Origin of the sequence: Acuticoccus sp. I52.16.1, from assembly GCF_022865125.1 — a bacterium.
Classification (GTDB): domain Bacteria; phylum Pseudomonadota; class Alphaproteobacteria; order Rhizobiales; family Amorphaceae; genus Acuticoccus.
Window position 1 is genome coordinate 3,609,055 of sequence record NZ_CP094828.1, and the last position, 12,465, is coordinate 3,621,519.

Genomic DNA, 12,465 nt, shown 5'->3' on the forward strand with positions numbered 1-12,465 from the left:
GAGCGGGCACGGTACGCCTCCGGGGCCGGAGTATCCCAATGAACGAGGTGTCTAGGGTGGAGACGGGTTCGCCGGACCAGTCCGATGTGGTCATCACGCCGTCCAAGGCGGACCGGTTGAAGACCTATCTCGCGCCGCTGCTCGACCTCGAGGACAAGCGCTTCCCGCTCGACCCGGAGAAGACGCTGATCGCCGCCGGCAACCGCTCGTTCGAGCATGCCTGCAAGCGCTCCGAGCCATATATCCGCCGCTTCGGCCTCGCCACCAACGAGACGATGCGCAACCTCTTCGTCGAGGGATATTGGCGACCGATGGTGCTGGCGCACCGCCGGGTGGGTGTGAAGCGCCGGTTCCAGCTCGTCCTGGGCGACAACACCACGCCCTCCCGCTCGCCCACCTTCCACAAGGCCCGCAAGATCGAGGGCAGTGGGCTCGACGTGTTGGCCCCGCTCAACCGGCCGCGCCATTTCGCGCTGCTGCGCCACTCGGCCAAGTTCGACCGGCCGTTCGGCGAGAAGACCGGCAAGGTGCTGTGGCGCGGCGCGACCACCGGCGACTTCACCCTGCGTCAGCCGATCGCGCGGTTCGACCTCTACCTGGGCTGGGAGCGTTGGGAGGCGAACCCGGACTTCGACTTCGGTTTCACCAACCTCACCCCCAACAAGGCGAACTACAAAGGCGGGGTCGACATCGACACGTGCGAGCGGCCGCGCATGGGCGTGGAGGAGCAGCTCCACTACAAATACCTGCTCTGCCTCGAGGGCAACGACGTCGCGAGCGGGCTCAAGTGGATGCTGTCATCCAACTCGCTGGTGCTGATGCCGCGGCCGACGATGGTCTCGTGGGCCTGCGAGAGCCTGCTGCGCCCCGGTGTCCACTACGTCGAGGTGAAGCCGGACCTGTCGGATCTGGAGGCGGTGTTCGCCTGGTGCGAGGCGCATCCGCGGCAGTGCGAGGAGATCGCGCAGAACGGCAAGAGCTTCATGAAGCCGTTCTACGACGAGGATCTCGAGACCGAGCTGTTCGACACCGTCGTGCGCCGCTACCACCGCCTGATCCGGCTCTACAATCCCGACGCCGAGGCCGATGACGCCGAGGCCGCGGAGGCCACGGATTAGGCCGCGCGCAGACACCGCGCCGGTGGTGCCCGAACCCCGGCTCGCGCTCTCGGCCGACGAGCGGTTGGCGCTCTACCTCGCGCCCCTCGCAGCGCACGCGCGCCAGCGCTTCCCCACCACGGCGGACGCCGCGCTCCTTGTCAACCCACGAAAATCATTCGCGTTCTCGCTGGAGCGGTCGCGCGATTATCTGGCGGACAAGTCGTTTCGCGACGATCCGGTCGTGCTGGCGCGGCTCCAGGAACTCTACGTCGACCCGGTGGTCGCCGCCTATCGGCGCCTCGGCCTCGACCGCCGCTTTCAACTCGTCATCGGCGACGATCTGACGGCGAACACCACGCCGACCTACCACAAGGCGCGGCGCATCGAGGACGGCGGCGCCTCGGTCCTGCTGCCCCTCAACGAGCGCCGGCATTTCGAGCCGATCCATACCGTCGAGGCGAGCGACGTCCCCTTCGACGAGAAGCAGGGGCGCGTGGTGTGGCGGGGGGCGACGACGGGCTACTTCCGCGCCCGGCCCCACGGCAGCCGCTATCACCTCTATCGCCATTGGGACCGGTTCGAGGCGAATGCCGGCCTCGACCTCGGCTTTTCGCCGATCGTGCAGCTCTCTAAGGGGTTCGCGGCCGCGCACGGGGACATCGAGCGGTGCGCCAGGCCGCGCCTCACCCTCGCGCAGCAGTTGCAGGCCAAGTATCTCCTCGCGCTGGAGGGCAACGACGTGGCCTCGGGGCTGAAGTGGATGCTGGCGTCCAACTCGCTCGTCATCATGCCTCGGCCGACGAACGAGTCGTGGGCCTGCGAGAGCCGTCTCGTCCCCGGCGTCCACTACGTCGAGATCCGGCACGATCTTGCCGATCTCGAAGAGGCCTATGCCTGGTGCGAGGCGAACCCGCGGGCGTGCCGTGAGATGGCCGAGAACGGGAAGCGGTTCATGCGCGGTTTCCGCGACAAGGCGCAGGAAGCGACCCTGTTCGACGAGGTGGTGCGCGAGTACCATCGCCGTGTCCGCCTCGTCGACCCGCACAATCTGGTGACGGGCGAGGTGGCACGATAGCGTGGGAAGCGTGCGCCTGCGCGCCTTGACCCGCCGCGGTCCTTGACCGCACCGAACCAGTCATGCTGTGTGACCGGCGGCGCGCCGACCTTTTTGTCCGCCGCCTCTCCGCCAATTCTGCGAGGCCCGACGGTGAGCGAACGCCCCAATTCCTTCCGCAATGGACCCGACGAGCGCGGGCGCTTCGGGATCTTCGGCGGCCGCTTCGTCGCCGAGACGCTGATGCCGCTGATCCTGGAGCTGGAGAAGGCCTGGGACGCGGCGCGCGACGATCCGGCATTCGCGGCCGAGATCTCGTCCCTCGGCACGCATTATATCGGCCGCCCGTCCCCGCTTTATTATGCCGAGCGGCTGTCCGAGGAGCTGGGCGGCGCGCGCGTCTACCTCAAGCGTGACGAGCTGAACCACACCGGCAGCCACAAGATCAACAACTGCATCGGCCAGATTCTGCTGGCTCGGCGCATGGGCAAGACGCGCATCATCGCCGAGACGGGCGCCGGCCAGCACGGTGTCGCGACCGCCACGGTTTGCGCCCGCTTCGGCCTGCCGTGCGTGGTCTACATGGGTGCCAAGGACATCGAGCGGCAGGCGCCGAACGTCTTCCGCATGCGGCTCCTGGGCGCCGAGGTGGTGCCGGTGACGAGCGGCGCGGGCACGCTGAAGGACGCCATGAACGAGGCGCTGCGCGACTGGGTCGCCAACGTCGAGAACACCTACTACCTCATCGGCACCGCCGCGGGGCCGCACCCGTACCCGGCGATGGTGCGCGACTTCCAGTCCGTCATCGGCACCGAGGCGCGCACGCAGATCCTGGAGATGGCCGGCCGGCTGCCGGACCTGATCGTGGCGGCCGTCGGCGGCGGCTCCAACGCCATCGGCCTCTTCCATCCGTTCCTCGACGATGCGTCCGTCGCCATCACCGGTGTCGAAGCGGGCGGGGAGGGGCTCGACGGCGACAAGCACTGCGCCTCGCTGACCGCCGGCGCGCCGGGCGTGCTGCACGGCAACCGCACCTACCTCCTGCAGGACGACGACGGGCAGATCCTGGAGGGCCACTCCATCTCCGCCGGGCTCGACTATCCCGGCATCGGCCCCGAGCACTCGTGGCTGAAGGAGAGCGGGCGCGTCTCCTACGTACCGATCGGCGACGAGGAGGCGCTCGGCGCCTTCCAGCTCCTGGCCCGGACCGAGGGCATCCTGCCGGCGCTGGAGCCATCTCACGCGCTCGCCCATGTGGCGAAGGTTGCGCCGACGATGGGGCGTGACCAAATCGTGCTGATGAATTTGTGCGGGCGCGGGGACAAGGACGTCCACACCGTCGCCGCCGCTCTCGATGCCCGCGCACAGAAGGCCAATTAGTTGTACGCTCTCGTTTACATGCTCGACATGACCACGGTTCAGCGCGCGATGCCGGCGTCCGAGGTCGATCCCGAGACCTGGGCCGACCGGCAGGTCGCCGAGGTGCTGCTCACCCATGGCGGCGACTGGTGGCACGGCCGCTTCTTCGTCTTCTCCGGCGAGGATGCGCTGGCCTCGATCTACCAGAACGTCGAGCGGCTGCGCTCGATCGACTGGTTCGTCAACGCGCTGGAGAGCATCGAGGTGTTCGCCATCTCGCACAACTCCGACATCGGCGCCCTGTTCGGCATCCAGACCAAGCACAGGGGGCACTGATGAGCCGCATCGCCGCCCGCTTCGAGGCCCTGTCGCGCGAGGGTCGCGCCGGCCTCGTCACGTTCGTGACCGCGGCCGACCCCGATATCGAGACCTCCGCCGCCATCCTCGACGCGCTCGCCGAGGCGGGCGCGGACGTGATCGAGCTCGGCATGCCGTTCACCGACCCGATGGCCGACGGTCCGGCGATCCAGGCCGCCTCGCTGCGCGCGCTGAAGGCCGGCGGATCGCTGACCGTCACGCTGGATCTGGTCCGCCGCTTCCGCGCCGGAAACAGCGACACGCCCATCGTCCTGATGGGGTATTACAACCCGATCTACCATCGCGGCGTCGACACCTTCCTCGCCGAGGCGAAGGAGGCCGGGGTCGACGGGCTCATCGTCGTCGACCTGCCGCCGGAGGAAGACGACGAACTGTGCCTGCCGGCGCGCGGCGCGGGCCTCGACTTCATCCGCCTCGCCACGCCGACGACGGACGATGCGCGCCTGCCGGCCGTTCTCGCCAACACGTCGGGCTTCCTCTATTACGTCGCCATCGCCGGGATCACCGGCACCGCGAGCGCCGCCGCGACCGACATCACCCGCGCCGTGACGCGGCTGAAGGGGGCGACGGACCTGCCGGTCGCCGTCGGCTTCGGTGTGAAGACGCCGCAGCAGGCCGCGTCCATCGCGCGCGTCGCCGATGCCGTCGTGGTCGGCTCGGCCATCGTCGACACCATCGCCAAGGCCGCGCCCGGAGAGGCGGCCACCGCGGCCAAGACTTTCGTCGCCGCGCTTGCCAAGGGCGTCAGGGACGCCCGGAAGGTTGCTGCATGAACTGGATATCGTCCGTCGTTCGTCCGAAGATCTCGTCGTTCTGGACGAAGCGGGACACGCCGAAGAACCTGTGGATCAAGTGCCCGGAGACGGGCGAGATGGTGTTCCACCGGGATCTCGAGCAGAACGGCTGGGTCGTGCCGGGCTCCGGCTTCCACATGCGCATGCCGCTCCTCGACCGTCTGGCCTCGATCTTCGATGCCGGTGCCTACGAGACGATGGCGCTGCCGGCGGTTCCGCACGACCCGCTGAAGTTCCGCGACGAGCGCCGCTACCAGGACCGCCTGCGCGATGCCCGCGCCAAGACCGGACGCGACGACGCCGTCACGCTCGCCAAGGGCACGCTGGAGACGATCCCGGTCACCGTCGCGGTGCAGGACTTCGCCTTCATGGGCGGCTCGCTCGGCATGGCCGCCGGCGAGGCGATCGTGCTCGGCGCGCAGACCGCGCTCGCCGACAAGACGCCCTACATCCTGTTCGCGGCGTCCGGGGGCGCGCGCATGCAGGAGGGGATCCTCTCGCTCATGCAGATGCCGCGCACCACGGCCGCGTTGATCGCGCTGCGTGAGGCGGGGCTGCCATACGTCGTCGTCCTCACCAATCCGACGACCGGCGGCGTGACGGCGTCCTACGCGATGCTGGGCGATGTCCACATCGCCGAGCCGGGCGCGCTGATCGGCTTCGCCGGGCCGCGCGTGATCGAGCAGACCATCCGCGAAAAGCTGCCCGAGGGCTTCCAGCGCGCCGAGTACCTGCTCGACCACGGGATGGTCGACATGGTCGTCCATCGCCACGAGATGAAGGCGACGCTGGGCCGCCTCCTGCGCGTGCTGCTGCACCGCCCCGCGCTCGCCATGGGCGCGCTGCCGGCGCCGGACCACGAGGCCGACTCCGCCGCCAACGGCGCCGGCGCACCGGTGGCCGTCACCAACGGCGCCGCGCCTGCCGAGACCGTCTCCACCCCGCCGGAGACCCCGGACGAGGAGACGGCGCCGGTCGCGTCGTGACGACGATGGACGCCACCAGTCCACTGCTGGAGCGGATCTCGGCGCTGCACCCCAAGCGGATCGACCTCTCGCTCGGTCGCCTGGAGCGCCTGCTCGAGCGTCTCGGCAACCCCGAGGCGCGCCTGCCGCCGGTGATCCACATCGCCGGCACCAACGGCAAGGGCTCCGTCTCGGCGATGCTGCGCGCCATGCTGGAGGCGGACGGCAAGCGCGTCCACGTCTACACCTCGCCGCACCTCGTCAGCTTCAATGAGCGCATCCGCCTCGGCGCGGAGGGGGGCGGCCGCCTCGTCGGCGACGACGTGCTGACCGACGCCCTGGAGCGTGCCGAGGCCGCCAACGGCGGTGAGCCGATCACCTTCTTCGAGATCACCACCGCCGCCGCCTTCCTGCTCTTCGCGGAGATGCCGGCCGACGCGCTGGTGCTGGAGACCGGCCTCGGCGGCCGGCTGGACGCGACCAACATGGTCGAACGGCCGATCGCCTCGGTGCTGACCACCATCGGGATCGACCATGTGGGCTTCCTCGGCCCCACTTTGGGCGAGATCACCATGGAGAAGGCCGGCATCATCAAGCCGGGCGTGCCGGTGATCTGCGCCCCGCAGAAAGACGAAGTGACGGCGGTCGTCGAGCGGCAGGCCGGCATCGTGCGTGCGCCGCTGCATCTCGGCGGCATGGACTGGACGGTGGCACAAGAGAACGGCCGCCTCGTCTATCAGGACGAGAACGGCCTGGTGGACCTGCCGCTGCCGCGCCTGCCGGGCCGGCACCAGACGGTCAACGCCGGCGTCGCCATCGCCACCGCGCGCACGACCGGCATCATCGACCGTCCCGCCTCGCTGGAAGCGGGCATGACCACGGTCGACTGGCCGGGCCGCATGCACCGTCTGACGCGCGGCCGCATCGTCGACTGGGCGCCCGCGGACGCCGACATCTGGCTCGACGGGGGTCACAACGCCGACGCCGGAGAGGTGGTCGCGGCGGCGCTGGCGGACCTGGAGGATCGCGTGTCGCGGCCCCTGTTCCTCATCGCCGGTATGCTGACGACGAAGGACCCCGCCGGCTACTTCCAGCACTTCGCGGGCCTGGCGCGCCACGTCTTCACCGTCGGCGTGCCGACGAGCGACGCCTCGATCGCCCCGGCGGCGCTCGCCGAGGCGGCCGTCGCGGCGGGGCTTTCGGCCGAACCGGTGACCTCGGTGCGCACCGCGTTGCGGCTTCTGGCCGAGAACTGGCGCTACGAGCCGCCGCCGCGCATCGTGATCTGCGGGTCACTCTATCTTGTCGGCGATGTTTTGGCGCAGAACGGCACTCCACCGACCTGAATCGCGTGTTAAAAGAGGCGTTCGTCAACGCGGATGGACGCCATGACACTGGAAGTCGACGCCCTTCTCGACCGCCGCCGTCAGGCACGGCGGATCGCGTTCTGGCGCGGGCTCGTCTTTCTCCTGGTCGCCGGGGCGATCGGCGTGGCGGTCACGCTCTGGGCCAAGCCCGGCGAACCGCACATCGCCCGGCTCGAGATCAATGGCGCCATCGTCTCCGACCGGCCGCTGATGCGGCTGATCGAGGAACTGCGCGAGAATGAGAACGTCTCGGCGATCATGTTGTCGATCGACTCGCCCGGCGGCACCTCCGTCGGCGGTGAGCGGCTCTACGAGGCGTTGCGGAAGGCCTCGATCGACAAGCCGGTGGTGGCCCACATCAACACACTGGGCGCCTCCGCCGCCTATATGACCGCGATGGCGGCGGACCACATCGTCGCCCACCGCACCAGCCTCACCGGCTCCATCGGCGTCCTCATCCAGTACGGGCAGATCGAACGGCTGCTCGATCACATTGGCGTCAACGTCGACAAGGTGGCCTCGGCACCGCTGAAGGCCGAGCCGAGCCCCTTCAAGTCCGCGGATCCGGCCGCGGTTGCCGTTTTGCAGGGCGTCGTGGACGACAGCTACGAGTGGTTCCTCTCGCTGGTGGTGGCCCGACGCGGCATCCCCGAACCGGAGGCGCGCCGTCTGGCCGACGGTCGCATCTATACCGGCAACCAGGCGCTGGCGGCGAACCTGATCGACGAGATCGGCGGCGAGGAGCAGGCCAAGGACTGGCTCGCCCGCGAGCGCGGCATTGCACTCAGTACCCCCGTACGAACGTATAAGCCCAAGGCCGAGCGGGATTTTTCCTTGACCGCTCACATGGCGAATCTTGTTGTGGATCGTGTTTTTTCATCCGTGGGGATCAAATTCCCGACAATTGTGCCGATCGGCTCGGTTGACGGTCTAATGTCCCTTTGGCACGCTTCAATTTCTTCGGACACTAAGGTGAAAAACAATGATTAAGTCCGAGCTAGTCACGCGTCTTCAGTTGCAGAACCCACATCTGCTCCAGCGCGACGTGGAAGGCGTGATGAATGCATTCGTCGACGAGATCGCGAATGCGATGAAGGACGGAAACCGCGTGGAGCTGAGGGGCTTCGGCGCCTTCTCCGTCCGTGTTCGGGAGGCACGGACGGGACGCAACCCACGCACCGGGGAACCCGTGAAGGTGGAGCAGAAGGCTGCACCATTCTTTCGGACCGGCAAGGAGATGCGCGACCGGATCAATTCGGCGGCGCAGGAACGGACAGGGGCAGGTCCGGACGACGACGCGGAGGACAGCTACAGCCGCGCCGCGGAATAATCCCGCGTGCGCCGTGCCGTCGGCGTCGTCACGCTGATCGTCTCGGCCGTTTTGGTCGGGGCGGCGGTGGCGAACCGGCACACGGTGGTGCTGTATCTCGACCCGCTGCGGGACAGCGGGCGTTCGGTGGAAGTGCCGGTCTATGCGGCGCTTCTGGCCGCAATGGCGCTCGGCGTCGTTCTGGGAGGCGTCGCGGCCGGGCTCGCGGGCCGTCGCCGCGCATTGCGCCTGCGCGCCCGTGCGGGGCTCCCTGGCCACCCGGAGACGCCGCGGCTGGGGCATCGCAAGGCGGACCGGCGACTGCTGACGAAAGCTTGAGGTCCACCGGTCCGGGCGGGTGGCGCGGCCCCATATGGGGAGACCGACCGGGGCAGGGCGCCCCGGCGGCGGTGGCCGCTCGGCTGCGAGCGGCCGATGCTATCACATATGGATCGCGCGCTTGTCGACCGCGAGGGCGGCTTCCTTGACGGCCTCGGACAAGGTCGGATGGGCGTGGCAGGTGCGGGCGATGTCCTCCGCCGCGGCGCCGAACTCCATGCCCAGCGTCACCTCGGCGATCATCGTGCCGGCGTCGGGGCCGACCATATGGACGCCCAGCACCCGGTCGGTCTTCTTGTCGGCCAGGATCTTCACGAAGCCGTCCGTCGTGCGGTTCACCTTGGCCCGACCGTTGGCGGTGAAGGGGAACTTGCCGACATTGTACTCCACGCCGTCCTTCTTCAGCTGCTCCTCGGTCCGGCCCACGGAGGCGACCTCGGGGTAGGTGTACACCACGGACGGGATCGCCTCGTAGTTCACGTGGCCCGCCTGGCCGGCGATGATCTCGGCGCAGGCGACGCCCTCGTCCTCGGCCTTGTGGGCCAGCATCGGTCCGGTGATGACGTCGCCGATGGCGTAGACGCCCTTCACGTTGGTGGCGAAGTGCGCGTCCGTCTTGATGCGCCCGCGCTCGTCCATCTCGACGCCGGCTTCCTTGAGGCCGAGCCCTTCGGTGTAGGGCACGCGGCCGATGGCGACGAGGACGACGTCCGCCTCGATCGTCTCCGTGTCGCCGCCCTTGGCGGGCTCGACGGAGACCTTCAGCGTCTTGCCCGAGGCGTCGACCCCGGTCACCTTGCTGGACAGCTTGAACTTGAAGCCCTGCTTGCCCAGGATCCGCTGGAACTGCTTGGACACCTCGCCATCCTCCGGCGGCAGGATCTTGTCGAGGAACTCGACGACCGTCACCTCGGAGCCGAGGCGGCGCCAGACCGACCCCAACTCCAGGCCGATCACACCCCCGCCGATGACGACCATCTTGCCCGGCACCTTGTCCAGCGTCAGCGCGCCGGTGGAGGAGACCACGCGCGTCTCGTCGATCTCCACGCCGGGCAGGCGGGCGATGTCGGAACCGGAGGCGATGATGGTGTTCTTGGTCTCGATCTCCTGGGTGGAACCGTCCTCGGCCGTCACCTTGACCTTGCCGGGGCCGGCGAGGGCGCCGGTGCCCTGGAACGTGTCGATCTTGTTCTTCTTGAAGAGGTACTCGACGCCCTTCACGTTGCCGGCGACGCCGTCGTCCTTGAAGGCCAGCATCTTGGCGACGTCGAGCTTGGGGTCGACCGCGATGCCCATGTCGGCGAAGCCGTGGTTGGCCTCCTCGAACAGCTCGGACGCGTGCAGCAGTGCCTTGGACGGGATGCAGCCGACGTTGAGGCAGGTGCCGCCGAAGGTGGACCACTTCTCCACGACCGCCGTCTTCAGCCCGAGCTGCGCGCAGCGGATGGCTGCGACGTACCCGCCCGGACCCGAGCCGATCACCGTGACGTCATAGGCTGCCATTGTCCGCTCCTTGCCAATTGCCGGCCATCACCTCGCCGCTTCCGCGCGGCGGGTCAAGGGTCTACCGCGCTTCAGGCTGACATGGCGGCACCGAAGAGGGCGATGAGCTCCAGAACGATGCCGAGCATGGCCAGCCCGTAGAACACCGAGCGCACCGGGCCGAGGCCATAGACGTAGGCCGGCCAATAGAAGACCCGCGCCGCCACGTAGAGGACCGCGCCGATCGCCGAGAGCGTGCCGGCACCGCCGGCGACGACGACGCCGAGCGTGACCGCGACGAAGACCGGGTAGGTCTCGAGGATGTTCTTCACCGCGCGGTCGGCCCGTTGGCCGCGGATTCCGGTGTCGGGCGGGGTCCCGTCGCGGTTGCCGGCCGCCCACTCGCGCGACAGCGTGAGGCGGCGGAAGGCGGGCGCCAGGATGTAGGCGACGACGAGGACCGCGCTCAGTGCGAGGGCGGTGAGTTCGACTTGCATGCGGGCTCCTGCTCCTGATGGCTTGGCGTGCGTGGTGGCACGGGCCGAGATTGTGCGGCGCCCGGCGAAGCTGGCGCACGCGGCGGCGGGGGCAATGGGCGGACGGGTCGAGGCTGGCGGGGCCTCGTCCGTGGGGCGAAAACGCGACGGCCGGCGGCTGCTCTCGCAACCGCCGGCCGTGCGCTTCCTCGCGAGTGCCCGTGTGGGGGCGTCAGAGGTCCAGCAGCAGGCGCTGCGGGTCCTCGATGGCTTCCTTGACGCGCACCAGGAAGGTGACGGCTTCTTTGCCGTCGACGATGCGGTGGTCGTAGGAGAGGGCCAGATACATCATCGGGCGCAGCTTGATCTCGTTCCCGACGGCGACCGGGCGCTGCTCGATGCGGTGCATGCCGAGGATGCCCGACTGCGGCGCGTTGAGGATCGGCGTCGACATCAGCGAGCCGTAGATGCCGCCGTTGGTGATCGTGAAGGTGCCGCCCTGCATCTCGTCCAGCTTGAGCTGGCCGTCGCGGGCGCGCTTGCCGAAGTCGGCGATGGTCTTCTCGATGTCGGCGAAACCGAGCTGATCGCAGTCCTTCACCACCGGGACGACGAGGCCCTTCGGCGTGCCGACGGCGATGCCCATGTGGTAATAGTTCTTGTAGACGAGGTCGTTGCCGTCGATCTCGGCGTTGACGGCCGGGACTTCCTTCAGCGCGTGCACGCAGGCCTTGGCGAAGAAGGCCATGAAGCCGAGCTTGACGCTGTGCTTCTTCTCGAAGACGTCCTTGTACTGCTTCCTCAGATCCATCACCGCGGACATGTCGACGTCGTTGAACGTCGTCAGCATCGCGGCGGTGTCCTGCGCGTCCTTCAGCCGCTTGGCGATGGTGCGGCGCAGGCGCGTCATCGGCACGCGCTCCTCGCGGTCCGCATCCCCGGCCGGGGAGGGCGCGCGGGACTGTTGCGCCGGGGCGGCCTTGGCGGCGGGCGCGGTGGCCCCGCCCTCGATGGCGCCGAGCACGTCGCCCTTCAGGATCTGGCCGCGCTTGCCGGTGCCCTGCACCTGGTCGGGCGACAGGCCCGCCTCGGCCATCGCCTTCTTGGCGGAGGGGGCGGGGGGCATTTCGCTGGAGGACGCGGAGGTCTTGGGAGCCTCGGCCGCCTTGGCCGGGGCGGGCTTGGCACCCGCCGCGGCGCCCGAGCCGCTGATCGTGCCGATCAGGCCGCCGACCTCGACCGTGTCGCCTTCCTTGACCGCCAGGCTGACGATCGTGCCGCCGGTCGGCGCGGGGACTTCGACGCTGACCTTGTCGGTCTCGAGCTCGACGAGCGGCTCGTCGGCGCCGACGCTCTCGCCTTCGCCCTTGATGATGCGGGCGACCGTCGCCTCGGTCACGCTTTCGCCGAGGCTGGGGACGCGCACTTCGGTGCCGCCGCCGGACGGCGCGGCGCCGTTGCCGGCGGGCGCCTCGGACTTCGGCGCCTCGGATTTGGGCGCTTCGGATTTGGCGTTCGCTGCCGGGGCGTCGGCTTTGGCGCCGGCCTTCGGGGCGGGCTTGGCCCCGCCGGCGCCCTCGGCGATCTGGCCGAGCAGTGCGCCGACCTCGACCGTCTCGCCGTCCTTGGCGGTGATTTCCGACAGCGTGCCGGCGGCTGGGGCGGGAACCTCGACCGAGACCTTGTCGGTTTCGAGCTCGAGCAGCGGCTCATCCGCCGCGACCGAGTCCCCCTCGGCCTTGAACCACTTGGCGATCGTGGCTTCGGTGACGGACTCACCCAGAGTCGGGACGCGAATTTCGGTCATGGCGCTCTTGTCGCATCTGTCGCGGCGGCGATTCA

The 12,465-nt window shown here is 69.0% G+C and carries 13 protein-coding genes; 10 read left to right on the plus strand and 3 right to left on the minus strand.

Annotated elements, in window-relative coordinates; translation table 11 throughout:
- Nucleotides 1-38: 38 nt before the first annotated feature.
- The 10 genes from MRB58_RS16260 (at nt 39) to MRB58_RS16305 (ending at nt 8,665) form a co-directional block, all read left to right on the plus strand.
- Nucleotides 39-1,118 (plus strand): glycosyl transferase family 90, encoded by a 1,080-nt coding sequence (locus MRB58_RS16260; protein ID WP_244778159.1) that lies wholly within the window; start codon nt 39-41, stop codon nt 1,116-1,118.
- Nucleotides 1,119-1,140: 22 nt separating this feature from the next.
- Complete coding sequence (locus MRB58_RS16265; protein WP_244778160.1) at nt 1,141-2,175, plus strand: glycosyl transferase family 90; 1,035 nt, start codon at nt 1,141-1,143, stop codon at nt 2,173-2,175.
- A 132-nt stretch (nt 2,176-2,307) separates the two neighbouring features.
- A complete protein-coding gene (gene trpB, locus MRB58_RS16270; protein WP_244778161.1) occupies nt 2,308-3,534 on the plus strand; it encodes a tryptophan synthase subunit beta in 1,227 nt (408 codons plus the stop codon).
- On the plus strand, nt 3,535-3,849 hold the full coding sequence (locus tag MRB58_RS16275) for a hypothetical protein (RefSeq protein WP_244778162.1): 315 nt from the start codon (nt 3,535-3,537) through the stop codon (nt 3,847-3,849).
- Nucleotides 3,846-4,664 carry a tryptophan synthase subunit alpha gene (trpA, locus tag MRB58_RS16280; protein ID WP_244782016.1) on the plus strand — a complete coding sequence of 273 codons (819 nt, stop codon included), beginning with the start codon at nt 3,846-3,848 and terminating at the stop codon, nt 4,662-4,664. Before MRB58_RS16275 ends, trpA begins: the two co-directional genes overlap by 4 nt.
- Complete coding sequence (accD, locus tag MRB58_RS16285) at nt 4,661-5,671, plus strand: acetyl-CoA carboxylase, carboxyltransferase subunit beta (RefSeq protein WP_244778163.1); 1,011 nt, start codon at nt 4,661-4,663, stop codon at nt 5,669-5,671. The genes trpA and accD overlap by 4 nt, the downstream gene beginning before the upstream one ends.
- Before the next feature lie 5 nt (nt 5,672-5,676).
- Nucleotides 5,677-6,996 (plus strand): folylpolyglutamate synthase/dihydrofolate synthase family protein, encoded by a 1,320-nt coding sequence (locus MRB58_RS16290; protein ID WP_244778164.1) that lies wholly within the window; start codon nt 5,677-5,679, stop codon nt 6,994-6,996.
- A gap of 42 nt (nt 6,997-7,038) precedes the next feature.
- On the plus strand, nt 7,039-8,007 hold the full coding sequence (sppA, locus tag MRB58_RS16295) for a signal peptide peptidase SppA (protein ID WP_244778165.1): 969 nt from the start codon (nt 7,039-7,041) through the stop codon (nt 8,005-8,007).
- On the plus strand, nt 8,000-8,347 hold the full coding sequence (locus MRB58_RS16300) for an integration host factor subunit beta (RefSeq protein ID WP_244778166.1): 348 nt from the start codon (nt 8,000-8,002) through the stop codon (nt 8,345-8,347). Before sppA ends, MRB58_RS16300 begins: the two co-directional genes overlap by 8 nt.
- 6 nt (nt 8,348-8,353) lie before the next feature.
- Complete coding sequence (locus MRB58_RS16305) at nt 8,354-8,665, plus strand: DUF1049 domain-containing protein (protein ID WP_244778167.1); 312 nt, start codon at nt 8,354-8,356, stop codon at nt 8,663-8,665.
- Nucleotides 8,666-8,767: 102 nt separating this feature from the next.
- Here the strand turns inward: MRB58_RS16305 and lpdA are convergent, their stop codons facing one another.
- The 3 genes from lpdA to odhB all read right to left on the minus strand — a co-directional run bounded on the left by lpdA (nt 8,768) and on the right by odhB (nt 12,430).
- Nucleotides 8,768-10,168 carry a dihydrolipoyl dehydrogenase gene (lpdA, locus tag MRB58_RS16310; RefSeq protein WP_244778168.1) on the minus strand — a complete coding sequence of 467 codons (1,401 nt, stop codon included), beginning with the start codon at nt 10,166-10,168 and terminating at the stop codon, nt 8,768-8,770.
- 71 nt (nt 10,169-10,239) lie between these two features.
- A complete protein-coding gene (locus MRB58_RS16315) occupies nt 10,240-10,644 on the minus strand; it encodes an MAPEG family protein (protein WP_244778169.1) in 405 nt (134 codons plus the stop codon).
- Between the two features lie 211 nt (nt 10,645-10,855).
- Nucleotides 10,856-12,430 (minus strand): 2-oxoglutarate dehydrogenase complex dihydrolipoyllysine-residue succinyltransferase, encoded by a 1,575-nt coding sequence (gene odhB / locus MRB58_RS16320; RefSeq protein ID WP_244778170.1) that lies wholly within the window; start codon nt 12,428-12,430, stop codon nt 10,856-10,858.
- Nucleotides 12,431-12,465 lie beyond the last annotated feature (35 nt).

Excerpts from the sequence above, each read along its gene's own strand:
- MRB58_RS16260 (WP_244778159.1), top strand. The coding sequence starts at position 39 with ATGAACGAGGTGTCTAGGGTGGAGACGGGTTCGCCGGACCAGTCCGAT.
- accD (WP_244778163.1), top strand. The coding sequence starts at position 4,661 with ATGAACTGGATATCGTCCGTCGTTCGTCCGAAGATCTCGTCGTTCTGG.
- MRB58_RS16290 (WP_244778164.1), top strand. The coding sequence starts at position 5,677 with ATGGACGCCACCAGTCCACTGCTGGAGCGGATCTCGGCGCTGCACCCC.
- sppA (WP_244778165.1), top strand. The coding sequence starts at position 7,039 with ATGACACTGGAAGTCGACGCCCTTCTCGACCGCCGCCGTCAGGCACGG.
- MRB58_RS16300 (WP_244778166.1), top strand. The coding sequence starts at position 8,000 with ATGATTAAGTCCGAGCTAGTCACGCGTCTTCAGTTGCAGAACCCACAT.
- lpdA (WP_244778168.1), bottom strand. The coding sequence starts at position 10,168 with ATGGCAGCCTATGACGTCACGGTGATCGGCTCGGGTCCGGGCGGGTAC.
- MRB58_RS16315 (WP_244778169.1), bottom strand. The coding sequence starts at position 10,644 with ATGCAAGTCGAACTCACCGCCCTCGCACTGAGCGCGGTCCTCGTCGTC.
- odhB (WP_244778170.1), bottom strand. The coding sequence starts at position 12,430 with ATGACCGAAATTCGCGTCCCGACTCTGGGTGAGTCCGTCACCGAAGCC.